Source organism: Streptomyces sp. a15, from assembly GCF_059026085.1.
The window spans coordinates 72,296-93,808 of the sequence record NZ_JBWLKM010000012.1 but is presented as its reverse complement, the minus strand read 5'-3'; the positions used below and the strand labels follow the sequence as shown (position 1 = coordinate 93,808).

General features: G+C 72.2%; 23 protein-coding genes and 1 pseudogene. 14 read left to right on the top strand and 10 right to left on the bottom strand.

Features of this window, described 5'->3' with window-relative positions; translation table 11 throughout:
- Positions 1-3: 3 nt before the first annotated feature.
- Positions 4-387 (bottom strand): cold-shock protein, encoded by a 384-nt coding sequence (locus AC5P09_RS15650; RefSeq protein WP_493874478.1) that lies wholly within the window; start codon positions 385-387, stop codon positions 4-6.
- 164 nt (positions 388-551) lie between these two features.
- Between AC5P09_RS15650 and AC5P09_RS15645 the strand changes: the two genes are divergently transcribed.
- Positions 552-800 (top strand): hypothetical protein, encoded by a 249-nt coding sequence (locus tag AC5P09_RS15645; RefSeq protein ID WP_307675670.1) that lies wholly within the window; start codon positions 552-554, stop codon positions 798-800.
- Here AC5P09_RS15645 and AC5P09_RS15640 read toward each other — a convergent pair.
- Together AC5P09_RS15640 and AC5P09_RS15635 are read right to left on the bottom strand one after the other, a co-directional pair.
- The gene (locus AC5P09_RS15640) at positions 779-1,411 is read right to left on the bottom strand and encodes an HAD family hydrolase (protein ID WP_493874477.1); all 633 of its coding nucleotides are present in this window, start codon (positions 1,409-1,411) and stop codon (positions 779-781) included. The two genes, AC5P09_RS15645 and AC5P09_RS15640, sit on opposite strands and share 22 nt — an antisense overlap.
- 53 nt (positions 1,412-1,464) lie before the next feature.
- Positions 1,465-2,583, bottom strand: a complete 1,119-nt coding sequence (locus AC5P09_RS15635; protein ID WP_493874476.1) for a hypothetical protein — start codon at positions 2,581-2,583, stop codon at positions 1,465-1,467.
- Between the two features lie 1,178 nt (positions 2,584-3,761).
- Here AC5P09_RS15635 and AC5P09_RS15630 point away from each other — a divergent pair.
- The 3 genes from AC5P09_RS15630 to AC5P09_RS15620 all read left to right on the top strand — a co-directional run bounded on the left by AC5P09_RS15630 (position 3,762) and on the right by AC5P09_RS15620 (position 6,993).
- Entirely contained in the window at positions 3,762-6,302 is a 2,541-nt protein-coding gene (locus AC5P09_RS15630) for a helicase-associated domain-containing protein (protein ID WP_493874475.1), read from the top strand.
- Between the two features lie 201 nt (positions 6,303-6,503).
- Positions 6,504-6,632, top strand: coding sequence for a hypothetical protein (locus AC5P09_RS15625; RefSeq protein WP_266437664.1), 129 nt, complete (start codon positions 6,504-6,506; stop codon positions 6,630-6,632).
- 136 nt (positions 6,633-6,768) lie between these two features.
- Positions 6,769-6,993 (top strand): hypothetical protein, encoded by a 225-nt coding sequence (locus tag AC5P09_RS15620; protein ID WP_493874474.1) that lies wholly within the window; start codon positions 6,769-6,771, stop codon positions 6,991-6,993.
- Here AC5P09_RS15620 and istB read toward each other — a convergent pair.
- A complete protein-coding gene (gene istB / locus AC5P09_RS15615; protein WP_493874473.1) occupies positions 6,971-8,281 on the bottom strand; it encodes an IS21-like element helper ATPase IstB in 1,311 nt (436 codons plus the stop codon). The genes AC5P09_RS15620 and istB overlap by 23 nt on opposite strands.
- A gap of 133 nt (positions 8,282-8,414) precedes the next feature.
- Here istB and AC5P09_RS15610 point away from each other — a divergent pair, with 133 nt between their 5' ends.
- On the top strand, positions 8,415-10,058 hold the full coding sequence (locus tag AC5P09_RS15610) for a DNA repair helicase XPB (protein ID WP_266437656.1): 1,644 nt from the start codon (positions 8,415-8,417) through the stop codon (positions 10,056-10,058).
- 19 nt (positions 10,059-10,077) lie between these two features.
- Here the strand turns inward: AC5P09_RS15610 and AC5P09_RS15605 are convergent, their stop codons facing one another.
- Positions 10,078-10,263: a hypothetical protein gene (locus AC5P09_RS15605; RefSeq protein ID WP_493874472.1), complete on the bottom strand. Its 186-nt coding sequence runs from the start codon at positions 10,261-10,263 to the stop codon at positions 10,078-10,080.
- 529 nt (positions 10,264-10,792) lie between these two features.
- Here AC5P09_RS15605 and AC5P09_RS15600 point away from each other — a divergent pair.
- Positions 10,793-12,922, top strand: a complete 2,130-nt coding sequence (locus AC5P09_RS15600) for a HelD family protein (RefSeq protein ID WP_493874471.1) — start codon at positions 10,793-10,795, stop codon at positions 12,920-12,922.
- A gap of 152 nt (positions 12,923-13,074) precedes the next feature.
- Here AC5P09_RS15600 and AC5P09_RS15595 read toward each other — a convergent pair whose 3' ends face one another.
- On the bottom strand, positions 13,075-13,782 hold the full coding sequence (locus tag AC5P09_RS15595) for a copper homeostasis protein CutC (protein WP_493874470.1): 708 nt from the start codon (positions 13,780-13,782) through the stop codon (positions 13,075-13,077).
- Positions 13,783-13,900: 118 nt separating this feature from the next.
- Positions 13,901-14,566, bottom strand: coding sequence for a maleylpyruvate isomerase family mycothiol-dependent enzyme (locus AC5P09_RS15590; RefSeq protein ID WP_493874469.1), 666 nt, complete (start codon positions 14,564-14,566; stop codon positions 13,901-13,903).
- Between the two features lie 46 nt (positions 14,567-14,612).
- Here AC5P09_RS15590 and AC5P09_RS15585 point away from each other — a divergent pair, with 46 nt between their 5' ends.
- Together AC5P09_RS15585 and AC5P09_RS15580 are read left to right on the top strand one after the other, a co-directional pair.
- Positions 14,613-15,260, top strand: coding sequence for an HD domain-containing protein (locus tag AC5P09_RS15585; RefSeq protein ID WP_493874468.1), 648 nt, complete (start codon positions 14,613-14,615; stop codon positions 15,258-15,260).
- A gap of 50 nt (positions 15,261-15,310) precedes the next feature.
- A pseudogene (locus AC5P09_RS15580) lies at positions 15,311-15,799 on the top strand (GNAT family N-acetyltransferase); the annotation flags it as partial.
- Here AC5P09_RS15580 and AC5P09_RS15575 read toward each other — a convergent pair.
- Positions 15,781-16,059, bottom strand: a complete 279-nt coding sequence (locus tag AC5P09_RS15575; RefSeq protein WP_493874467.1) for a DUF4031 domain-containing protein — start codon at positions 16,057-16,059, stop codon at positions 15,781-15,783. The pseudogene AC5P09_RS15580 and the gene AC5P09_RS15575 sit on opposite strands and share 19 nt — an antisense overlap.
- Entirely contained in the window at positions 16,056-16,439 is a 384-nt protein-coding gene (locus tag AC5P09_RS15570) for a DUF8819 family protein (RefSeq protein WP_493874466.1), read from the bottom strand. Before AC5P09_RS15570 ends, AC5P09_RS15575 begins: the two co-directional genes overlap by 4 nt.
- 55 nt (positions 16,440-16,494) lie before the next feature.
- Between AC5P09_RS15570 and AC5P09_RS15565 the strand changes: the two genes are divergently transcribed.
- From AC5P09_RS15565 to AC5P09_RS15555, 3 genes are all read left to right on the top strand, one after another.
- Positions 16,495-17,382 (top strand): MurR/RpiR family transcriptional regulator, encoded by an 888-nt coding sequence (locus AC5P09_RS15565; RefSeq protein ID WP_493874465.1) that lies wholly within the window; start codon positions 16,495-16,497, stop codon positions 17,380-17,382.
- Positions 17,383-17,465: 83 nt separating this feature from the next.
- Positions 17,466-18,398: an N-acetylmuramic acid 6-phosphate etherase gene (gene murQ, locus AC5P09_RS15560; RefSeq protein WP_493874464.1), complete on the top strand. Its 933-nt coding sequence runs from the start codon at positions 17,466-17,468 to the stop codon at positions 18,396-18,398.
- 53 nt (positions 18,399-18,451) lie between these two features.
- A complete protein-coding gene (locus AC5P09_RS15555) occupies positions 18,452-19,294 on the top strand; it encodes an aldo/keto reductase (protein WP_493874463.1) in 843 nt (280 codons plus the stop codon).
- Here the strand turns inward: AC5P09_RS15555 and AC5P09_RS15550 are convergent.
- Positions 19,266-19,658: a hypothetical protein gene (locus AC5P09_RS15550; protein ID WP_493874558.1), complete on the bottom strand. Its 393-nt coding sequence runs from the start codon at positions 19,656-19,658 to the stop codon at positions 19,266-19,268. The genes AC5P09_RS15555 and AC5P09_RS15550 overlap by 29 nt on opposite strands.
- A gap of 121 nt (positions 19,659-19,779) precedes the next feature.
- Between AC5P09_RS15550 and AC5P09_RS15545 the strand changes: the two genes are divergently transcribed.
- The 3 genes from AC5P09_RS15545 to AC5P09_RS15535 are packed head-to-tail and all read left to right on the top strand — an operon-like array spanning position 19,780 to position 21,377.
- On the top strand, positions 19,780-20,619 hold the full coding sequence (locus tag AC5P09_RS15545) for a helix-turn-helix domain-containing protein (protein WP_493874462.1): 840 nt from the start codon (positions 19,780-19,782) through the stop codon (positions 20,617-20,619).
- A complete protein-coding gene (locus tag AC5P09_RS15540) occupies positions 20,603-20,818 on the top strand; it encodes a DUF397 domain-containing protein (RefSeq protein WP_493874461.1) in 216 nt (71 codons plus the stop codon). The genes AC5P09_RS15545 and AC5P09_RS15540 overlap by 17 nt, the downstream gene beginning before the upstream one ends.
- Before the next feature lie 25 nt (positions 20,819-20,843).
- Complete coding sequence (locus tag AC5P09_RS15535; RefSeq protein ID WP_493874460.1) at positions 20,844-21,377, top strand: DinB family protein; 534 nt, start codon at positions 20,844-20,846, stop codon at positions 21,375-21,377.
- Positions 21,378-21,513 lie beyond the last annotated feature (136 nt).

Genomic DNA, 21,513 nt, shown 5'->3' with positions numbered 1-21,513 from the left:
CGGTTATACGTCGAGCTGGTCGGCGACCGCGCGGAGCAGGCCGGCGATCTTCTTGCCGGAGGTCTTCTCGGGGTAACGGCCCCTTTCGAGCATCGGCGTGATGTTTTCCAGGAGGGTCGTCAGATCCTGGACGATGGAGGCCAGTTCGTCCGGCTTCTTGCGGGTCGCGGCCGCCACCGAGGGGGTCGGGTCGAGGATGATGACCGAAAGTGCCTGGTCGCCGCGCTGGCCGGCGACGACACCGAACTCAACTCGCTGCCCCGGCTTGAGCGTCTCGACTCCGGCGGGGAGGACCGAGGAATGGACGAAGACGTCACCGCCGTCGTCGCGGGAGAGAAAGCCGAAGCCCTTCTCGCTGTTGAACCACTTGACCTTGCCGGTAGGCACGTCTGTCCTCGTCCTCGTACTCGTCGGAAAACTGCTTCTGAAAACGGCTCTTGATAGCACTGGGGCGGGTCGTCGGGACCCGCCGGTACCAAGGCTAATGGTCTTCACGCCGGTGACAAGACGTCGCCCGGTTGTTCCTCGCCGCAGGGAACTACCCTGGTCCGGTGCGTGACAAAACCCAAACGAATTCCCGCGAGCCCGGTGACCGACTGATCCGCGCCGGTGCGCTCGTCTTCTTCATCGGTGCCGTGGCCACTTTGGTCACGGTGGCCCCGATGCTGCTCGGTACGACGCCCTTTCCGACGTACATGTTCGGATTGAGCATGCTCATGGGCGTCGGCTTCCTGCTGGCCGGTGCAGGGGTGTTCCAGTCGATCGCGGCGGGGCGCCGTCAGGCGCGGGCCGGGCGGTAGGCCGAGAGCCACTCCGGGAACTCGGTGAGGTCGCCCAGGACCACGTCCGCGCCGGCCGCGCTCAGCTCGTCCGCGTCGCACGGGCCGGTGGCCACCGCGACCGAGAGCGCGCCGGCCTTCCGCGCGCCGCGGACGTCCCCGACGTGGTCGCCGACGTAGACGCCCGCGCCGTGCTCGCGCAGCGCGTCCGCCTTCTGCTCCGCCCACAGGTCGCCGATGACGGCGTCCGGTTCGATGCCCAGGTGCTCCAGGTGCAGCTTGGCGTTGGGCTCGTGCTTGGCGGTGACGACGATCGCCCGCCCGCCGGCCGCCCGCACCGCCGCGATCGCCTCCCGGGCGCCGGGCATCGCGGGCGTCGGCACGATGGCGATGGCCGGGTACATCGAGCGGTAGAGGTCGGCCATGGGCTCGATCTGCTCCGCCGGGAACCAGTGGATCAGCTCCTGCGCGAGCGGCGGCCCGAGCCGCGTGACCGCCAGATCGGCGTCGATGTACGTCCCCGTCTGCTCCGAGAGCGCCAGGTAGCAGGCGCGGATGCCGGGCCGGGAGTCGATGAGGGTCATGTCGAGGTCGAAGCCGACGGTCGGGGCGGGGAAGCGTGTAGAGGCCATATGGGCCATTGTGCCCAGGCCCTGTGGCGGGCAGGCGTACAGGCACCTGTGAGCTACCTCCGCCGCTGTGACCGCCACACCAGGAACAGCGCCGACGCCACGGCCGCGCCCCGCACCACCCACGGCCAGGTCTGGCCGATCGCGTCGCTCATGTGGCCCTCGGCGACAGGGTCGCCCCAGCGGCCCTCCGTACGGCCCCACAGCCACACGGCACCGGCCGTGAGCGACAGGCCGGGCAGGATCACGACCGCCCACTTCGTCTCGGCGTCGCTCAGTCGCCGGGAGGCATAGGCGATGGCCCAGCCCAGCACGAGGGCGATCCAGTTGCCGAGGACGGCACCGGCGACGAGGAGTCCGGCGGCGAGGAGGAGGAAGGGGTTGGTCCAGCCGCCCAGGGCACCCGTGCCACCGGTACTGCTGCCCTTGCCGAGGAGCCGGAAGCGGCGGCGGGGGGCGGGGGCCACGGCCACGGCCTCCGGGGCCGGTGCGGGCGCGGGCGCGGGCTTGGCGAGCCGGACCAGCTTCCCGAGCGTCCCCGTCTTCCCGGCCGTCCCCGCGTTCTCGACCGTGGGCGCGGGCTGTTGTCCGGCCGTCTCCTTCTCCACCGCCGGATCCGGCTTCGGCGGCGGAGGCTTCAGCAGTTCCGGGATCTCCACGCCGCCGACGAAGCCGGGAACGCTGTCGCCCACGCCGAACGCGCTGCTGTCCACCCGCCACCAGTCCGGCTGCGCCGCGCTGTCCCCGAGCTCGTGCGTGCTCGCGAGGTGCGGCGGGGAGGGCACGTCGGACGGGCCGGGGTCGGGGGACGCCTGGGCCGGGCGCGGACGCGGACGCGGTACGACCCGCCGCAGCCCCTTCGGCCGGCCGGCGCCGTTCTCCTCCGGTTCCCGGTCCCGCTGTACGGGCACGGAGGCGGGCGGCGCCTGCGGGGTGCCGGCGCGTCCGGTGCCGCCCGCGGCCCGGACGACCTCGTCGGGGCTGCCCAGGCGCTCGATGATGCGGCGGACGGCGGCGGGGCTGTCGACGGTGACCTTGGCGCGGCGCCGGTCGATCTCGTTCCGCAGCTCCGACACCAGGCGCATGCGGTCGCCCGACGGCAGCTGCCGCTGCTGCGCCACGTCGCCGACGCGGCTCAGATACTCGTAGACGACCTGGTCGCTCTCGATACCCACGAAGTCCCCTCCGGGGTTGGCGCGTTGGATACCCCGTCGGACGACGGTATCGCGGACCGCCGCATCTGCCGTAGCCGCGGGGAACGTGCCGCCGGGGCGGGTCGCGCGGGCCGGCGCTGCGGGGAGCCGCCGGGGCAGGTCGCTCAGGCCGACGCTGCGCGATGCCCGCCGGGGCGGGTTGCGCGGGCCGACGCCGCGCGATGCCACCGGAACGGGCCGCACAACCCAACACTGCCGGGAGCCGCCAGGACGGGCCGCACAGTCTGGCCTGCAGCAGCCGCCAGAACCGGGTCGCAAAGGCCGACGCCGCGCGATGCCACCAGGACGGGCCGCACAACCCAACACTGCCGGAAGCCACCAAGACGGGCCGCACAGTCTGGCCTGCAGCAGCCGCCAGAACCGGGTCGCAAAGGCCGACGCCGCGCGATGCCACCGGAACGGGCCGCACAACCCAACACTGCCGGGAGCCGCCAGGACGGGCCGCGCAGTCTGGCCTGCAGCAGCCGCCAGAACCGGGTCGCAAAGGCCGACGCCGCGCGATGCCACCAGGACGGGCCGCACAACCCAACACTGCCGGAAGCCACCAAGACGGGCCGCACAGTCTGGCCTGCAGCAGCCGCCAGAACCGGGTCGCAAAGGCCGACGCCGCGCGATGCCACCAGAACGGGCCGCACAACCCAACACTGCCGGAAGCCACCAAGACGGGCCGCACAGTCTGGCCTGCAGCAGCCGCCAGGACCGGGTCGCAAAGGCCGACACTGCGCGGTGCCGCCGAGACCGGTCGCGCAACCCGACACTGCCGGGAGCCGCCAGGACGGGCCGCGCAGCCCGACACTGCCGGGAGCCACCAAGACGGGCCGCGCAGTCTGGCCTGCGGCAGCCGCCGGGACCGGGTCGCAAAGGCCGACACTGCGCGGTGCCGCCGGGACCGGTCGCGCAACCCGACACTGCGGAGTGCCACTGGGACCTGCCGCTCAGTCCGACGCTGCGGGAGCCGCCAGGGCGGATCGCCCGGGCTGCCCGCGGCTGCGGCAGATGCGGTGGTTGGGAGCTGTGGGGAGGGAGACGCGGCGGCACCCCGCAACCGCGAGCGGGTGACGCCTCGCCCGGCCCGTGCTGGGCACGGCAGGGACCCACGCCGACCCCCGCCGTCGTACCCACCCGCTAACGTGGGTCGGATGAGCCACCAGGCCACACCGCCGCGCTCCCTCGCCGAGGCGCTCCGGGCCAGGGACGACGCCTCCCTGGCCGCACTCCTGCGTGCCCGCCCCGACCTCATCACCCCCGTCCCGACGGACCTCACCCAGCTCGCGACCCGCGCCGGCACCCGTGCCTCCGTCGTCCGCGCCCTGGAGCGGCTCGACCGGTTCGCGCTGCAGACGGCGGAGGCGCTGGCGGTGGCGGCGGATCCGGCGTCGTACGAGGAGCTGTTGGGGTTGATGGCGGGCGACGAGGCCGACCCGGTGGTCGCGGCCGCGTTGCCGCGGGCGCTCGGCACGTTGCGCACGCAGGCCCTGGTGTGGGGCGGCGACGACCGGCTGCGGCTCGTGCGTACGGCCCGGGAGCTGCTGGCGCCCTCGCCGCAGCATCCGTCGCCGACGGGGCTGGGCCCGACGGTGCAGGAGGCGACGGCGGGCATGTCGCCGGGCCGTATCCAGGAGATCGTGACGGCGGCGGGGCTCGCCTCGACCCACGACGCGGTGTCGGCGGTGACCTCGCTCACCAAGCTCTTCACGAACCGGAAACGGATGGGGGCGCTGCTCGCCGGTGCCCCGGAGGAGTCGCGGGAGGTGCTGGCCCGGCTGGTGTGGGGGCCGCCGTTCGGCCAGGTCACCGCCGATCCCGCGGCCCATCTGCGCTGGCTCCTCGACCGGGGGCTGCTGCTGCCGACGGCGCCGGGGACGGTCGTACTGCCCCGGGAGGTGGCCCTGCATCTGCGCGGTGGCCGGGCGCACCGGGCCACCGAGCCGCTGCCGCCCGCGGTGGAGGCCGCGGCCACGCACCGTCCACAGGTTGTGGACGGAACGGCGGCCGGGCAGGCGTACACCGCGCTGGCGACCGTCGAGGAGCTGCTGAAGGACTGGCACGAGGGCGGGCCCGCGGTGCTGCGGGCGGGCGGGCTCAGTGTCCGTGATCTGAAGCGGACCGCCGTCGCCCTCGACGTCTCCGAGCCGATCGCCGCCTTCTGGGTCGAACTCGCCTACGCGGCAGGCCTGTTGGCCCCCGACGGCGAGGCCGATGAGCGGTACGCGGCCACCCCGGCCCACGACGAGTGGCTGGAGCAGCCCGCGGCCCAGCGGTGGGCGCGGCTCGCGGAGGCGTGGCTGACGGCGACGCGGACGTCCGGGCTGGTGGGCGGGCGGGACATGAAGGAACGTACGTTGTCGGCGCTGGGCCCGGGGCTGGACCGCTCGGCCGCGCCCGAGGTACGGCACCGGGTGCTGACCCTGCTGGCCGGGCTGCCGGAGGGCGCCTCGCCGTCCGCCGAGTCGGTGCTGGCCCGGCTGAGCTGGGAGCGGCCGCTGCGGGGTGCGCAGCGCGAGGACGACCTGCGGGCCCGGCTCGCGCGCTGGACGGTGTCGGAGGCGGAGCTGCTGGGGGTGACGGGCCGGGGCGCGCTGTCGGCGCAGGGGCGAGCGCTGCTGGGCGGCACGCCCGCGCCGAAGGCGGCGGAGGCGGCGGCGGAGGAACCGGTGGGCCCGGGCGACAAGCTCCCTGTCCACCACCACCCCGCGCCGGCCGTCGAACCCCTCTCGCCCCCCGAACAGGCCACCGCCTCCGCCGCGGCCGCCCGCATCCTCGCGCCCCTCCTCCCCGAGCCCCTGGACCACGTCCTGCTCCAGGCCGACCTGACGGCGGTGGCGCCGGGGCCGTTGCGGCGGCCGCTGGCGGAGACGCTGGGCGTGCTCGCGGACGTGGAGTCGAAGGGCGGGGCCACGGTCTACCGCTTCACGCCGGGCTCTGTGCGCCGCGCCCTGGACTCCGGCCGGTCCGCCTCCGACCTGCACGCGTTCCTGGCCGAGCACTCCCGTACGCCGGTTCCGCAGCCGCTCACCTACCTGATCGACGACGTGGCGCGCAGGCACGGCCATCTGCGGGTCGGTGCGGCCTCGGCCTACGTCCGCTGCGACGACGACGCGATGCTCAACGAGATCATGGCCGACAAGCGGGCGGCGGGCCTGCGCCTGCGCCGCCTGGCGCCCACGGTGCTGGCCGGCCAGGCCGACCCGGCCGCGCTGCTCGAGGGCCTGCGCGCGATGGGCTTCGCCCCGGCCGCCGAGTCCGCCGAGGGCGACGTCCTGATCGCCCGCGCCCACGCCCACCGCACCCCACCGCGCACCCCTCCCCAACCGGTCCCGGACGGCCCCCCGGTACCGGACGCGACGCTCCTGTCGGCCGCGATCCGCGCCATCCGCGCCGGCGACCTGGCGTCCACGACCCCCCGCAAGCCGACGGCCGCCACCCCCGCCACCGGCGGCGACCTCCCCCGCACCAGCCCCGCCGAGACCCTCGCCACCATGCAGGCCGCCGTCCTCACCGGCGAGACCCTGTGGATCGGCTACGTCACCGCCGAGGGCGCCGCCACCCAGCGCGTCATCGCCCCGATCCGCGTCGAGGGCGGCTTCGTGACGGCGTACGACCACACGGCGGACGAGGTACGGACGTATCCGCTGCACCGGGTGACGGGGGTGGCGGAGCTGGCGGAGGACCAGCTCTGAGGGCGACTCACTGCCGTCTCACCCCTGCGGGTGTACGCCCGTGATCATGCACGCCACGCCGGACGCTTCCCACTCATGAGGGAGCTTTCCCGGCCTCCCGCATTCCGGCGCGAGCCGCCGGGCAGCCACCGGATGTCCTGATCAAAGCCCGGGCCGCCCCGCAGGCAGCCCGGGCGAGTGCCACAGAAAAGGGAGTCCCCCATGCGTGCTGCCCGTCGTGTCGCCGCCGTTCTCACCGCCACCGCCCTGATGATCGGCGCCTTCGCCACCCAGGCCGCCGCCATCGGCATCGATGTCGCCGGACTGGTCATCGAGACCCCGCAGATCTGACGCGCCTCCGCTCGCCCACCGGGCCGGCCCGGCGTTCCCCGGGCCGGCCCGCCCATCCCTGTCCCCGTCCCCACCCCCGTCCCCATCCCGATCCCGATCCCGATCCCGTCCGTATGTGAAAGGCCGGCCAGTCCCCATGCGTTCCAAGTTTCCTGCCGCCACCCGCGCCACCGCCGTCGCCGTCTCCGTCACCGCGGTGTTCTCCGCCGCCGCGCTGCTCGGCGCGCTCGCTCCCGAGGCCACGGCCGCGTCCGCGCTGCCGCTGCCGCTCCCGGTCGCGGCCCCGGAGTCCCTGATCGGCGAGGGGCTGACCGTCGAGGGACCGCTGATCCAGAACGTCAGTCTGCCCACGCTGAAGTAGCCCGCCGCATCCGGTAGCTGTCCCCTTCGATCCGCACGATGTCGGCGTGGTGGGCCAGGCGGTCCACCATCGCCGGCGCGGACGGGCCGAAGATCTCGTTCCAGCGGCCGAGCGGGCGGTCACCGGTCACGATCAGCGAGGCCCGCTCGTAGCGGTGCGCGACCAGCCGGAAGAAGAGAGCGGAGGTCTCCACGTCGAAGGGCGTGTAGCCGACCTCGTCGACGACCAGCACCGGGTAGGCGTCGAGCTCGGCCAGTTCCCCGGCGAGCCGGCCGGCGGCCTGTGCGTCGGCCAGCCGGGCCGCCCACTCGACCGCGGTCGCGAACAGGACCCGGTGGCCGCCCTGGCAGGCCCGCACGCCGAGGCCGATGGCCAGATGCGTCTTGCCGGTGCCGGGCGGGCCGACGAACACGACGTTCCGCCGGGCGGCGACGAAGTCCAGCTTGCCGAGCCGGGCCACGCTGTCCCGGTCGAAGGTCCGGGGGTGTTCCTCGTCGTAGTCCTCCAGCAGCTTCCGGGCCGGGAACCCGGCGGCCCGGATGCGCTCCTCGACACCGGGACCGGCACCGGCACCGGCACCGGCGGCGCGGGGGCCCACCGCCTGGGCGGGGATCAGGGTGTGGTGGCTCGGGGGGTCATGCGGTGTGGTCGCCGTCGGGGGTTCGGGTTCCGGTCCGGGGCTCCCCTTGTGAGCCTGTGCCTGCGCCTGCGCGTGGGCGTGGGCGTGGGCGGCATCGGTCCGGACCAGCATCGGCCCCGACATGTACGCGAGGATCGCCGCCGACAGGATGAAGGCCATGTGGATCGTCGTGCCCCACAGCAGGGAGTGCCGCGAGGTGTGCTGGACGTCCACGAACATCTGGAGCAGGTGGACGGACGAGATGCCCACGATGGCGGTGGCCAGCTTCACCTTCAGCACGTTGGGGTTGACGTGCGAGAACCACTCCGGCTGGTCGCGGTGGCCCTGGAGGTCGATCCGCGAGACGAAGGTCTCGTAACCGCCGACGATCACCATGATCAGCAGGTTGGCGATCATGACGACGTCGACCAGCTTGAGCACCGAGAGCATGACGTAGGTCTCGGTGGCCTGCCCGGTCACGCACCGGAGAACTAAGGTCCACAGCTCGTTGAAGAACTTGTAGACGTACACGCCCTGGACGACGACGAGACCGAAGTAGAGCGGTGCCTGGAGCCAGCGGGTCGCGAACAGGGCGTACCCGAGCGTGGCCGTGGGCTGGGACGGGGTGGGGGGTGAGGGCCGCATGGTCAGCCATTCTTCGGAGGCCACGGCCGTCCGGCTCAATCCGTGCACTCGCCGGAGTGAATAGACATCCTGTAGGACAGGAACGCGGCAGGTCACAAGGATCAGGCACACTGGACGTTTGGCCGTGACCTCTGGCCTTACGGAAAGGGTGCCGCGCGTGAATGGTCCACTCATCGTCCAGTCGGACAAGACTCTGCTGCTCGAAGTCGACCACGAGCGGGCGGACGAGTGCCGTCGGGTCATCGCGCCGTTCGCGGAGCTGGAGCGGGCGCCGGAGCACATCCACACCTACCGGGTGACGCCGCTCGGGCTGTGGAACGCGCGGGCCGCCGGGCACGACGCCGAGCAGGTCGTGGACGCGCTGGTCGAGTTCAGCAGATACCCGGTGCCGCACGCGCTGCTCGTGGACATCGCGGAGACGATGGACCGGTACGGCCGCCTGACCCTGTCCAAGCACCCGGCACACGGACTGGTCCTCACCTCCACCGACCGGCCGGTGCTCGAGGAGGTCCTGCGCTCGAAGCGGGTCGCCCCGCTGGTCGGCAACCGCATCGACCCCGACACCGTCGCCGTGCACCCCTCCGAGCGCGGGCAGATCAAGCAGACGCTGCTGAAGCTGGGCTGGCCGGCCGAGGATCTCGCCGGGTACGTCGACGGCGAGGCGCATCCGATCGAGCTGCACGAGGACGGGTGGGCGCTGCGCCCGTACCAGAAGCAGGCCGTGGAGAACTTCTGGCACGGCGGGTCCGGAGTCGTCGTACTCCCCTGTGGTGCCGGAAAGACACTGGTCGGGGCCGGGTCCATGGCCCAGGCGAAGTCGACCACGCTGATCCTCGTCACGAACACCGTCTCCGCCCGGCAGTGGAAGCACGAGCTGGTGAAGCGGACCTCGCTGACCGAGGAGGAGATCGGCGAGTACAGCGGGACGAAGAAGGAGATCCGGCCCGTCACCATCGCCACGTACCAGGTGCTGACGACCAAGCGGAAGGGCGTCTACCAGCACCTGGAGCTGTTCGACTCCCGGGACTGGGGGCTGATCCTCTACGACGAGGTGCATCTGCTGCCGGCGCCGGTCTTCAAGTTCACTGCGGATCTGCAGGCCCGGCGGCGGCTGGGGCTGACGGCGACGCTCGTGCGGGAGGACGGGCGGGAGTCCGACGTCTTCTCGCTCATCGGGCCGAAGCGGTTCGACGCACCGTGGAAGGAGATCGAGGCGCAGGGGTACATCGCGCCCGCCGACTGTGTGGAGGTGCGGGTGAACCTCACCGACGCCGAGCGGCTCGCGTACGCCACCGCCGAGACCGAGGAGAAGTACCGCTTCTGCGCGACGACCGCGACGAAGCGGAAGGTGACGGAGGCGATCGTGCGCCGGTTCGCCGGGCAGCAGATCCTCGTCATCGGGCAGTACATCGACCAGCTCGACGAGCTGGGAGAACACCTCGACGCGCCCGTGATCAAGGGCGAGACGTCCAACGCGCAGCGCGAGAAGCTCTTCGAGGCCTTCCGGCAGGGCGAGATCAGTGTGCTCGTGGTGTCGAAGGTGGCGAACTTCTCCATCGACCTGCCCGAGGCGACGGTCGCCATCCAGGTGTCGGGGACCTTCGGGTCACGGCAGGAGGAGGCACAGCGGCTGGGTCGGGTGCTGCGGCCGAAGGCGGACGGTCACCAGGCCCACTTCTACTCCGTGGTCGCCCGGGACACCATCGACCAGGACTTCGCCGCGCACCGGCAGCGGTTCCTGGCGGAACAGGGCTACGCCTACCGGATCGTGGACGCCGACGAGCTGCTCGCGGACAGCTGAGCGCCCAGGAGGCGGGCGGTCACTTGCGGCGGACGCCCGCCTCTTCCGCGTACTCCCCGAGGATGACGACGTCGAAGGCGGCGCCCGCGAACACCTTCACGGCACGCAGGGCATCGCCGAGGACGTGACGGTGGCTGCCGAGGACGGAGGTGGCGCCGGCCGGGCGGGGCGGGCGCGGGACTGGGGTGATGGTTGCTGCGCTCATGTCTCCATGGTGGCTTTCCGGTCATAAGGACGGCATCGGTCTGCGGGGCGAACCTGGATGGTCGGCGCGTAGTACTTCGGGGCGAGCGGCCACCCTCAGGGGGAGGGGGCGTCCCCTAGGGGTCGGGGAGACACTCGCTTAGGGGGCCGCCAAAGCCACTCGCTCAGAGGCCGCCAAAGCCATCCGCTCAGAGGGCGGCCAAAGCCACTCGCTCAGGGGGCCGCCAAAGCCATCCACTCAGAGGGCGGCCAAAGCCACTCGCCCAGGGGGCGGCCAAAGCCATCCACTCAGAGGGCCGCCAAAGCCATCCACTCAGAGGGCGGCCAAAGCCAATCGCTCAGGGCGCGGCCAAAGCCACTCGCCCAGGGGTGCGGAAAACCATTCGCTCCCGGACGCACCGCTCACCTACAATCTCCGCTCTTGCCCGCCTCCCCACGGAGTGCCGCCGGCCGGACGGAAACCGGTCGGCATCCCGAAGCTGCGAAGCGACTCAGCCACCTCTCCAGCAGGTCCTTCCGGAGGCACCGCCTTGTCCAGCCCGTCCACGACCCCGTCCAGCCCGTCCACGACCCCGCCCACGCCCGTCGACGACCCCCTCGCCCGCGAACGCTCCCACCTCGCCGACTCCCGCGCCGCCCTGCGCGCGATGCGCGAGGACGCCGAGTCCCTCGACATCAGCGACGTCACCGCGAACTGGGTCAACGCCCAGATCCTGGAACGCCAGATCGGCGAGCGCATCAAGGCACTCGCCGACCTCAGCCACACCCCGCTGTTCTTCGGCCGGCTCGACTACCTGCACGCCCCCGGCGCCGAGACGGCCGAGGGCGCGGAGGGCGAGCGCCCGCGGCCGGAGGCCGCTTATCAGACGCTGCACATCGGGCGCCGGCACGTGCACGACCACGACGGCGACCCGATGGTCATCGACTGGCGCGCACCGGTGTCCCAGCCCTTCTACCGGGCCTCCAAGAAGAACCCGATGGACATCGCGCTGCGCCGCCGCTTCGGCTACACCGGCGGCGACCTCACGGCGTACGAGGACGAGCACCTGTCAGACCCCGCGGAGGCGTCCGCCACCAGCAAGCTGCTCCAGCAGGAGATCGAGCGCCCGCGGGTGGGCCCGATGCGCGACATCGTGGCGACCATCCAGCCCGAGCAGGACGAGATCGTGCGCGCCGGGCTGGGCGGGACGGTGTGCGTGCAGGGAGGGCCGGGGACCGGAAAGACGGCCGTCGGCCTGCACCGGGTCGCATACCTCCTCTACGCCCACCGGGACCGGCTCGCCCGCACCGGCACCCTCGTCATCGGGCCGAACAGGTCCTTCCTGCACTACATCGAGCAAGTGCTCCCCGCGCTGGGCGAGTTGGCGGTCCAGCAGGCCACCGTCGACGACCTGGTCTCCGGGCACGCGGAGGTGCGGGGTACGGACGACGCGGCGGCCGCGGTCATCAAGGGCGACGCGAGGATGGCGGAGGTACTGCGCAGGGCCGTCTACTCGCACGTGACCATGCCGACCGAGCCGGTCGTCGTCGTGCGCGGCTCACGCCGCTGGCGGGTCCCGGCGTACGAACTCGAGGACATCGTCCGTGAGTTGCTCGACCGGAACATCCGCTACGGCGCCGCCCGCGAGGCTCTCCCGCAGCGCATCGCACACGCGGTGCTCGTGCAGATGGAACGCTCCGGCGAGGCGCCGGACGACCGGGTGCAGGACGCGGTGGCCCGCAACGCGGCCGTGAAGGCGGCCGTCAAGCAGGTCTGGCCGCCCGTCGACCCGGCGAAACTCGTCCTGCGGCTGCTCACGGACGCGGACTTCCTCGCCGGACACGCGGAGGGAATCCTGACCGAGGACGAGCAGAAGACGATCCTGTGGGCGCTGCCTGGATCTGGCAAAAGGGCGGTCCGGTCGGTGAAGTCGGCCAAGTGGGCTCCGGCGGACGCGGTGTTGATCGACGAGGCGAACGACCTGGTCCAGCGCACGCACTCGCTCGGCCATGTCGTCCTGGACGAGGCGCAGGATCTGTCCCCCATGCAGTACCGGGCCGTCGGCCGCCGCTGCACCACCGGCTCGGCCACCGTCCTCGGCGACCTCGCGCAGGGCACCACCCCCTGGGCGACCCGGAGTTGGGACGAGGCTCTCGCGCACCTCGGCAAGCCGGACGGCGTGATCGAGGAGCTGACGGCCGGTTTCCGCGTACCGACCGACGTCATCACCTACGCCTCCCGCCTCCTCCCGCACATCGCCCCGGGCCTGACCCCGGTCGCGTCGGTCCGCGAGAACCCGGGCTTCTTCGACGTCCGCCCGGTCTCCGACACCACCCAAGTGGTCGCGGCCTGCGAGGAGTTGCTGCGCAACGAGGGCTCCACCGGCCTGATCGCCGCCGACGCCCGCGTCCCGGCGCTGGCGGAGGCACTCACGGCGGCCGGCATCGGCTACCTGGCCCCCGGCGAGGAGACGACACGGGAGACCCGCCTCACCCTCGTCCCCGCCTCCCTCGCCAAGGGCCTGGAGTACGACTACGTCGTCCTCGACGAACCCCAGGCCGTGGTCGACGGCGAACCCGACGAGCGCACGGGCCTGCGGCGCCTGTACGTGGCCCTGACCCGAGCGGTGTCGGGCCTGATCGTGACGCACGCGGCACCGCTGCCGCGCGAACTGGGCTGAGAGGGCTGGGGGAGGGTTCTCGCCCCCGCCGCCCCTACCCGTCCCGTCCCGTCCTCTGGGGCTCCGCCCCAGACCCCGCTCCTCAAACGCCGGAGGGGCTGCTTTCAGCCCGTCCGGCGTTGTCTGGGGGCGGCACCCTCGGCGCGCTCCACTCAGCCCGCGTCCAGCGCTCCCCGCCACTCCGCGACCGCCGCCACCGACACCGGCCGCTCCCAGCCGTCCGGACGGGCGGCCCCGCCGATGTGGAAGGCGTCGATGCCAGCGGCCCGGAGTGTCGGTACGTGGTCCAGGCGCAGTCCGCCGCCGACCAGGATCCGCTGCTCGTAGCCCGGCTCCCCGCTCCGCCTGCGCCCGGCCTCGGCCAGCAGGGTGGGGAGTCCGTCGTCCACGCCCGTCGGGGAGCCGGCGGTGAGGATGGTGTCGAGGCCGGGCAGACCGTCCAGCTGCTTGCGCAGGGCCTCCCGGTCGGCGCAGTGGTCGATGGCGCGGTGGAAGGTCCACCGGCAGCCGTCCAGCTCGCCGGCCAGGCGCTCCACGGCGGCGAGGTCCACTCCGCCGTCCGCGTCGAGGAACCCGAGCACGAACTCCTCGGCGCCCGCGGCCCGCAGTTCCCCGGCGACCCGCACCAGCCGGTCGACGTCCTCGGCGGCTCCCGCCGCGAACCCGTCCGCGGGGCGCAGCATCACGCGCAGCGAGATGTCGACGGCGGCGCGGATCCCGGCGACCGTGCCGGCCGACGGGGTCAGCCCGTCGGCCGCGATGTCGGTGACCAGCTCAAGCCGGTCCGCGCCTCCGGCCTGGGCGGCGACCGCGTCCTCGACGCCGAGGGCGATCACCTCCAGGACTGCACGCTTGCTCATGGGACCCCATTCGTCGGCGGCTACAGGTCTAGTCCAAGGTCTAGTCCAATCCAGCCTACGCCTGTACGGGGCACCGTTCATCTGTACCCGTTAGCCGCACCCGCTCACCCGCACCCGTTCACCCGTAGATGTTCAGCTCCTCTTCCTTCGCCCCCGCCAGCTCGTACGACGCCCCCGCCGCCGACCGCCCCGCATACAGCCGTACGAGGGTGGCGGCGTCGCCGATGTACCGCGCCGGGGGCCGCTCCCCGGGGACCCCGCCCAGCCGCAGCGGCTCGTCGAGGTCGTCGAGGTCGGCCTGGAGCGGCACGTGGTCGCGCTCCCGGGTGATCCGGACGAGCAGCGCCAGCGCGTCCGGCAGCCCCGGTCCCGCGTACGCCCCCGGCTCCCCGAGTGCTTCGCGCACGTCACCCGCGTGCACCCACTCGCCCAGCGCGATCGCGTCCAACACCCCGCCCGCCCCGGCGATCACGGGTCCCGCCTCCGTCATCCCCCGCTCCAGCTCGTCCACGACCTGCTGGTTCGGCCATTCGGCCCGCTCGGCGATGTCCCGGTCGTTCGACTCGGGCGAGAAGACGTCCTTCTCGTACCTGCTCTCCACCACCCGCATCAGCGCGGCCGAGCAGTGCGCGAGCACGTCCCGCACGGTCCAGCCCGGACACGCGGCGGCCGGCCGGGCGAAGTCCTCGTCGGGCCTGGCCCGCAGCAGCGGGACGAGGGCGTCCCGTTCGGTGCGCAGCAGCCGGCCGGGCAGTTCAGGGTCACGTTCCTCGGCAGAAGTCATGGGCACCACGCTAGGGGCCCGCCCGCACCGAGGGGAGAATAGGCACATGGCCGATCCCGACGCCCTGCGCACCCGTTTCGTCCGTGCCCTGGAAGGAGCCCGGGGCCACGACACCACCAGCCCCGACCCGGCCCGGTACGCCGACGACCTGCTGGCCCGCTGGCAGGAGCCGCAGCGCCGCTACCACACGCTGACCCACCTCACCGCGGTCCTCGACCACGTCGACGTACTGGAGAAGCACGCCGCCGACCCGGACGTCGTACGCCTCGCCGCCTGGTTCCACGACGCGGTCTACCTGCCCGACCGCTCCGAGAACGAGGAACGCTCGGCCCGCCTCGCCGAACGCGCCCTCCCCGAGGCGGGGCTCGCGGCGGACAAGACCGCCGAGGTCGCCCGTCTGGTCCGCCTCACCACCACCCACGACCCGGCCGACGACGACCCCGACGGCCAGGTCCTCTGCGACGCGGACCTGGCGATCCTCGCCGCGCCGCCGTCGGCGTACGCCGCGTACACGGCCGCGGTCCGCGAGGAGTACGGCTTCATCCCGACGGACGCCTTCCGCGAGGGCCGCGCCGCGATCCTGCACCAACTCCTCGCCCTGCCCCGGCTGTTCAGGACGCCGTACGGGGAGGCGGAGTGGGAGGCGACGGCCCGCTACAATCTCGCCGCCGAGCTGGAGCTGCTGACCTCGTGAGCAAAGGAACGCATGTGACCGAGGCGTCCGACCACCCCACCCCGATACGCATCCCCACCCCCCGCCTCACCCTGCACGGCGTCACGCCCGCGGCCGCCGCCGATCTGCGTGCGGGTGGGGACGGAGGCTTCGACTGGCTGGAGGGCGGGCCCTTCGAGGGGACGCTGGAGGCCGCGGGGATGATGCTGAAGGCCTGCGAAGTAGGGATGTACCGCCCGGAGTTCGGCCTGTTCGTCCTCGTGCGCCGGGAGGACGGCCGCGCGATCGGCGGCATGGGCTTCCACGGCGCGCCCGACGAGGAGGACACGGCGGAGGTCGGCTACGACCTGGTGGCGAACGCCCGCGGCAACGGTTACGCCACGGAGGCGCTGCGCGCGCTGTCGGGGTGGGCGCTGGCCCGGGACGACGTACGGGCCCTGTTCGCGACCGTCGAGCGGGGCAACGCCCCCTCGCAGGCGGTCATCGCGCGCGCCGGTTTCACACAGGTGAGCGAGGACCTCTACGACGAAGGCCTGCTGGCTTACGAACTGCGCGGCTGACCCCGCCCCTTCGGCCTCCGCAGGCCCGCCCCGTGCAGCAGCCGCACCACCTCACGGCTGCTGACCTCCACCGCTCCCGCGGCCACCACGTCCGCGTACCGGTGCGAGGGAATGTCGTAGTGGTCACGCTCGAAGGCCCGCCGGGGCACGCCCAGCTCATCGGCGAACGCGTGCAGTTCGGCGAACGAGACATCGCTGACGAGGTGGGACCACATCCGCCCGTGGCCCGGCCAGGTGGGCGGGTCGATGTACACCGTCACGAGGGCGGCGTCCCGCCGGTCGCCGAACCGAGCGCCCCCACGGCGGCGACCTTCACACCCGCCTTGTGACACACCCAGTGCGGGTCCGGACCGAGCTCCGGCTCGACCTCCAGCGCGTGCGGGTCGCCGGTGCCGCACACCGGGCACAGCGGCCAGCGGCCGTACCGCTCGAGCAGCGAGTCCTGGACGTCCTGGGCGACCAGCCCAGCCACGAAGTCCACGCCGTCCGGCCACTGCTCGACCCACCAGCGCCGCTGCACGACGGAGTCCTCGACCATCGACACCACGTCCGCGGCGGCCACCTCGCCCGCGGCGAGGTCGGCGAGCACGAGGGCGCGTGCCGCGTGCAACGCCTGCTCCAGGGGGCTGATGGGGTCCATGCACCCATTGTGCGCACTCTTGACCACAACACCGAGCCGAAAATATCTTTCACGTGTGACCCAGGACGTGAAGGAAATTTTCGGCAACAGCCTCGCCGCCAAGGTGCGCACCCTCGCCCCCTCGATGACCCGCTCCATGCAGCGCGTCGCCGAGGCCGTCGCGAAGGACCCCGCCGGCTGCGCCGCCCTCACGGTCACCGGCCTCGCCGAACTCACCGGCACCAGCGAGGCGACCGTCGTACGCACCGCCCGCATCCTGGGCTACCCCGGCTACCGCGACCTGCGCCTCGCCCTCGCCGGCCTCGCCGCCCAGCAGGCCTCCGGCCGGGCCCCCGCGATCACGACGGACATAGCGGTGGACGACCCGATCGCCGACGTCGTGACGAAACTCGCGTACGACGAGCAGCAGACCCTCGCCGACACGGCGGCCGGCCTCGACACCGTGCAGCTCGCGGCGGCGGTGTCCGCGCTGTCCGGGGCGCGGCGGACGGACGTGTACGGCGTCGGGGCGAGCGGGCTGGTCGCCCAGGACCTCACCCAGAAGCTGCTGCGGATAGGGCTGATGGCCCACGCCCACAGCGATCCACACCTCGCCGTCACGAACGCGGTGCAGCTCCGGGCGGGGGACGTGGCGATAGCGATCACGCACTCGGGCTCGACCGGCGACGTCATCGAGCCGCTGCGGGTCGCCTTCGAGCACGGGGCGACGACGGTGGCGATCACCGGCCGGCCCGACGGGCCCGTCACGCAGTACGCCGACCATGTGCTGACGACGTCCACCGCGCGGGAGAGTGAGCTGCGGCCGGCGGCCATGTCCTCCCGTACCAGCCAGCTGCTGGTGGTGGACTGTCTGTTCGTCGGGGTCGCGCAGCAGACGTACGAGACGGCGGGGCCGGCACTCGCGGCTTCCTACGAGGCGCTGGCGCACCGGCACCGACGATAGACCCGATCACACCGCACGCCATGCACACCATGCACCGTGAGCATCCTGCACATCCTGCACATCGGAAAGAGCCGACTCTCACCATGACCTCGACCTCCGATCCCGGTGATCTCCAGGCCCAGTTGGAATCCCTCACCACCGAGGCCTTCCGACCCGAACTCGCCGACATCGACCGGCTGCCCACCCTCGACATCGCCCGCCTCATGAACGTCGAGGACGCCTCCGTGCCGGACGCGGTCACCCGGCGGCTTCCGCAGATCGCCGCCGCGATCGACGCCGTCGCCGAGCGGATGAGCCGCGGCGGCCGGCTGATCTACGCCGGTGCCGGGACCGCCGGACGGCTCGGTGTGCTGGACGCGTCCGAGTGTCCGCCGACCTTCAACACGGACCCGTCCCAGGTCGTGGGCCTCATCGCGGGCGGCCGGGAGGCCATGGTCACCTCGGTCGAGGGTGCCGAGGACTCGGCGGAACTGGCCCGCGCCGACCTCGACGCCCTCGCGCTGACCCCGGCCGACACGGTGGTCGGCGTCTCCGCCTCCGGCCGTACCCCGTACGCCATCGGCGCGGTCGAACACGCCCGTGAGCAGGGCGCGTTGACCATCGGCCTGGCCTGCAACGCGGACAGCGCGCTCGCGGCGGCCGCCGAGCACGGCATCGAGATCGTCGTCGGCCCCGAACTCCTCACCGGCTCCACCCGCCTCAAGGCGGGCACCGCCCAGAAGCTCGTCCTCAACATGCTGTCGACGATCACGATGATCCGCCTCGGCAAGACCTACGGAAACCTCATGGTCGACGTACGCGCCTCGAACGAGAAGCTGCGCGCCCGCTCCCGCCGCATCGTCGCGCTCGCCACCGGCGCGGCGGACGAGGAGATCGAGCGGGCCCTCGCCGCCACCGACGGCGAGGTGAAGCACGCCATCCTGACGATCCTGGCCGACGTCGACGGCCCGACGGCGGCCCGCCTCCTGGAGGAGTCGGACGGGCATCTGCGGGCGGCGTTGGCGGCTTCCGGCTGATGCGCCAACTGGCCTTGTTAACGTGGGCGTTCGCTCAGGGGGAGGAAAACCACATGAAGCCCACGACCACGTTCCGTATCGGCGGAGACCTGGAGGTACGCCGGCTCGGATTAGGCGCGATGCGACTGCCGACCGAGCCGGCGGACGCCCGCGTCGCGTCCGTCGCGCTGCTCCGGCGGGCGGTCGAACTCGGCGTCACCCTCATCGACACGGCGCACCTGTACGGCTGGGGAGCCAACGAGGAGCTCGTCGCCGAGGCCCTGCACCCCTACCCCGCCGACCTCCTCGTCACGACGAAGGTCGGCGTCATACGAACCGCGTCGGGCGACTGGTCCTACGACGCCCGCCCGGCCTCCCTCCGCACCCAGGTGGACGAAGCCCTGCGCCGCCTGCGCACCGACCGCATCGAACTCCTCCAACTCCACCGCATCGACCCGGACACCCCGCTCGCCGACCAGCTGGGCGCGCTGGGCGACCTCCGCTCAGAGGGCAAGATCGGCCGGATCGGCCTGTCCGAGGTGACGGTCGCGGAGCTGGCCGAGGCCCGCACGATCGTCGACATCGCGAGCGTCCAGAACCGCTACAACGTGCTCGACCGCGAGTACGAGTCGGTACTCAAGGCGTGCGAGGCGGCGGACATCGCCTTCCTGCCGTGGCGGCCCGTGGCGCCGGGCGCGGCGGACACGGAACCCGAGATCACGGCGGTCGCATCCGAGCTGGAGGCGACCCCGACCCAGGTCGCCCTGGCCTGGCTGCTCGCGCACTCACCGGTGATGATGCCGATTCCGGGGACGGCGAGCATCGGTCACCTGGAGGAGAACGTGGCGGCGGCGGACATCCGGCTGACCCGGGACCAGTACGACCGCCTCAACAGGGCAGCCGCCCCTCCTTGTTGACCCTGCGCACCCGCGCCCGCAGCACCTCCTCCTGCGGCGCGGGCCCCGTCGACTCCGGCGGACAGTCCCACTCCCGTCCGCCGACGACGGGCCGGAGCTGCACCCTGCCACCGACGTGGCCCATGACTTCCCCGATCCGCCCATCCCGCACATCGACGACATGCGTGCCGATCGCGGGCCGCTCCCCGCGCAGGACGGAGGCCAGCCGCTCGGCGGTACGGACGTTGCAGCGCCCGAGTTCAACCAGGGCGAACGGCTCGTCGCTCGCGCCGGTCACGGGGTCGACGCGCAGGGACGGCAGGATGATGCCGACGCCGGCGAAGGCCTCTTTCAGGGACGTCACCATTTCTTCGGTCGACCGCACGGTCATCTCGCTACCTCCACGCTGAGTTTCCGTTTCGCCACACAGCGTGGCCGCCACGCTTCTAACCTGGCCATACCGGATGCTCCAACAACCTCTGCTGTGGGACAGGGAGTCACCAGACATGCCAGGACCGAAGGACCTCGACCCGTCATCCTCACCCCGCGCACTACTGGGCTCCGAACTCCGCCACGCGAGAGAGAAGGCCGGCCTGAGTCAGGAGGACCTCGGCCTACGCCTCTTCAGCAGCGGCTCGTTCATCGGGCAGTTGGAGGCGGGTACGCGGCGGATGCAACCCGAGTACGCGCGGATGCTGGACGAGGTGCTGGGGACGGAGGACTTCTTCGCCAGGAACTGCGGGGCGTCGGCCAAGTCGAAGTATCCGGAGCACTTTGCCGAGGCAGCGGAGGCGGAGGAGGGGGCTACGGCGATCAGGGAGTACGCGTCGATGCTGATCCCCGGCCTGCTCCAGACTCCCGCCTACGCACGGGCCGTGTGCCGCGCATACCAGCCGACAGCACCGGAGGAGGCCATCGAGGAACTGGTCGTGGCCCGGATGGAGCGGGCCCGCATCCTCGACGATCCAACAAGGCCGTTGTTGTGGGCGGTGATTGACGAAGCCGCCTTGCGTCGAGTGACGGGGGAGCGCGCCGTGATGGCGGGGGTAATGCACCACATCGCCGGGCTGATGCGCCGGAACCGGGCCATCGTCCAGGTGCTGCCGTTCGACGCGGGGGCGCACCCGGCGATGCAGGGATGCGTCAAGCTGATGGACTGCGACGACGCGCCTGCACTGGTCTACCTCGAAGGTGTCGGCACCGGACGACTGGAGGACGACCCCGCCACCGTGTCGCGCTACCGGCACTACTACGAACTCCTCACGGCCTCGGCCCTCTCACCGGGGAAGTCCCTGGCCTTGATCGAGGCGATGGCGCAGGATTACGCCCATGAGGAGCATCCCTGAGTACGACCTGGACGCAACGACCTGGCACAAGTCCAGCTACAGCGGTGGCAGCGGTGACAACTGCCTGGAAGTGGCCCATGACCACCTGCCCGCCCTCATCCCGGTCCGCGACTCCAAGAACCCCCACGGCCCGAAGCTCGCGTTCCGGGCTGAGACATGGTCGACATTCGTCGAGGCGGTCGTAGAGGTCAGGATCTGACCTCTATCGCTCCTAGCGTGCCCCCATGACCGACACCACACACGCCATTACCACCGACGAGCGCACCGACCTGCTGGAAGCGCTGGCCCACAGCCGGCGCTTCCTGCGCTTCACGACCCGCGACCTCACCGACGAGCAGGCCGGGCGACGGACCACCGCCAGCGAGTTGTGCCTGGGCGGCCTGATCAAACACGTCACGTCGGTGGAGCGGAACTGGGCGGACTTCATCCTCAACGGCCCGTCCGCCATGCCCGACTTCACCGCCATGACCGAGGCCGACTTCGCCCGGCGGGCCGACGAGTTCCGGATGCTGCCCGGCGAGACACTGGCCGGCGTCCTGGCCGACTACGACGAAACGGCCCGCCGGACCGACGCGTTGGTCGCGACCCTGCCCGACCTGAACGCCACCCATCCGCTGCCCAAGGCTCCATGGAACGAGCCCGGGGCGCGATGGTCGGCCCGCAGGGTGCTGCTGCACATCGCCGCAGAGACCGCCCAGCACGCGGGCCACGCCGATATCATCCGCGAGTCCCTGGACGGCGCGAAGAGCATGGGCTGACCGGTCCCGAAGCTCAAGTCCCCAGCTCCGAGCCCTCTTTTCAAGGAATGGATGGAGGACCTCAACCCACCCTCCCACCCGGCGTGTTGACTTGACGCGTTCGGCTTGCCACGCAGGGTGACGATCGTCTAGCGTT

What these genes read in the sequence shown, in the direction of transcription:
- AC5P09_RS15540 (WP_493874461.1), top strand. Translation starts at nt 20,603, where the DNA reads ATGAGGAGCATCCCTGAGTACGACCTGGACGCAACGACCTGGCACAAG.
- AC5P09_RS15590 (WP_493874469.1), bottom strand. Translation starts at nt 14,566, where the DNA reads ATGACTTCTGCCGAGGAACGTGACCCTGAACTGCCCGGCCGGCTGCTG.
- AC5P09_RS15620 (WP_493874474.1), top strand. Translation starts at nt 6,769, where the DNA reads ATGCGTTCCAAGTTTCCTGCCGCCACCCGCGCCACCGCCGTCGCCGTC.
- AC5P09_RS15555 (WP_493874463.1), top strand. Translation starts at nt 18,452, where the DNA reads ATGAAGCCCACGACCACGTTCCGTATCGGCGGAGACCTGGAGGTACGC.
- AC5P09_RS15625 (WP_266437664.1), top strand. Translation starts at nt 6,504, where the DNA reads ATGCGTGCTGCCCGTCGTGTCGCCGCCGTTCTCACCGCCACCGCCCTG.
- AC5P09_RS15640 (WP_493874477.1), bottom strand. Translation starts at nt 1,411, where the DNA reads ATGGCCTCTACACGCTTCCCCGCCCCGACCGTCGGCTTCGACCTCGAC.
- AC5P09_RS15595 (WP_493874470.1), bottom strand. Translation starts at nt 13,782, where the DNA reads ATGAGCAAGCGTGCAGTCCTGGAGGTGATCGCCCTCGGCGTCGAGGAC.
- AC5P09_RS15570 (WP_493874466.1), bottom strand. Translation starts at nt 16,439, where the DNA reads ATGGACCCCATCAGCCCCCTGGAGCAGGCGTTGCACGCGGCACGCGCC.
- murQ (WP_493874464.1), top strand. Translation starts at nt 17,466, where the DNA reads ATGACCTCGACCTCCGATCCCGGTGATCTCCAGGCCCAGTTGGAATCC.
- AC5P09_RS15545 (WP_493874462.1), top strand. Translation starts at nt 19,780, where the DNA reads ATGCCAGGACCGAAGGACCTCGACCCGTCATCCTCACCCCGCGCACTA.
- AC5P09_RS15535 (WP_493874460.1), top strand. Translation starts at nt 20,844, where the DNA reads ATGACCGACACCACACACGCCATTACCACCGACGAGCGCACCGACCTG.
- AC5P09_RS15585 (WP_493874468.1), top strand. Translation starts at nt 14,613, where the DNA reads ATGGCCGATCCCGACGCCCTGCGCACCCGTTTCGTCCGTGCCCTGGAA.
- AC5P09_RS15630 (WP_493874475.1), top strand. Translation starts at nt 3,762, where the DNA reads ATGAGCCACCAGGCCACACCGCCGCGCTCCCTCGCCGAGGCGCTCCGG.
- AC5P09_RS15605 (WP_493874472.1), bottom strand. Translation starts at nt 10,263, where the DNA reads ATGAGCGCAGCAACCATCACCCCAGTCCCGCGCCCGCCCCGCCCGGCC.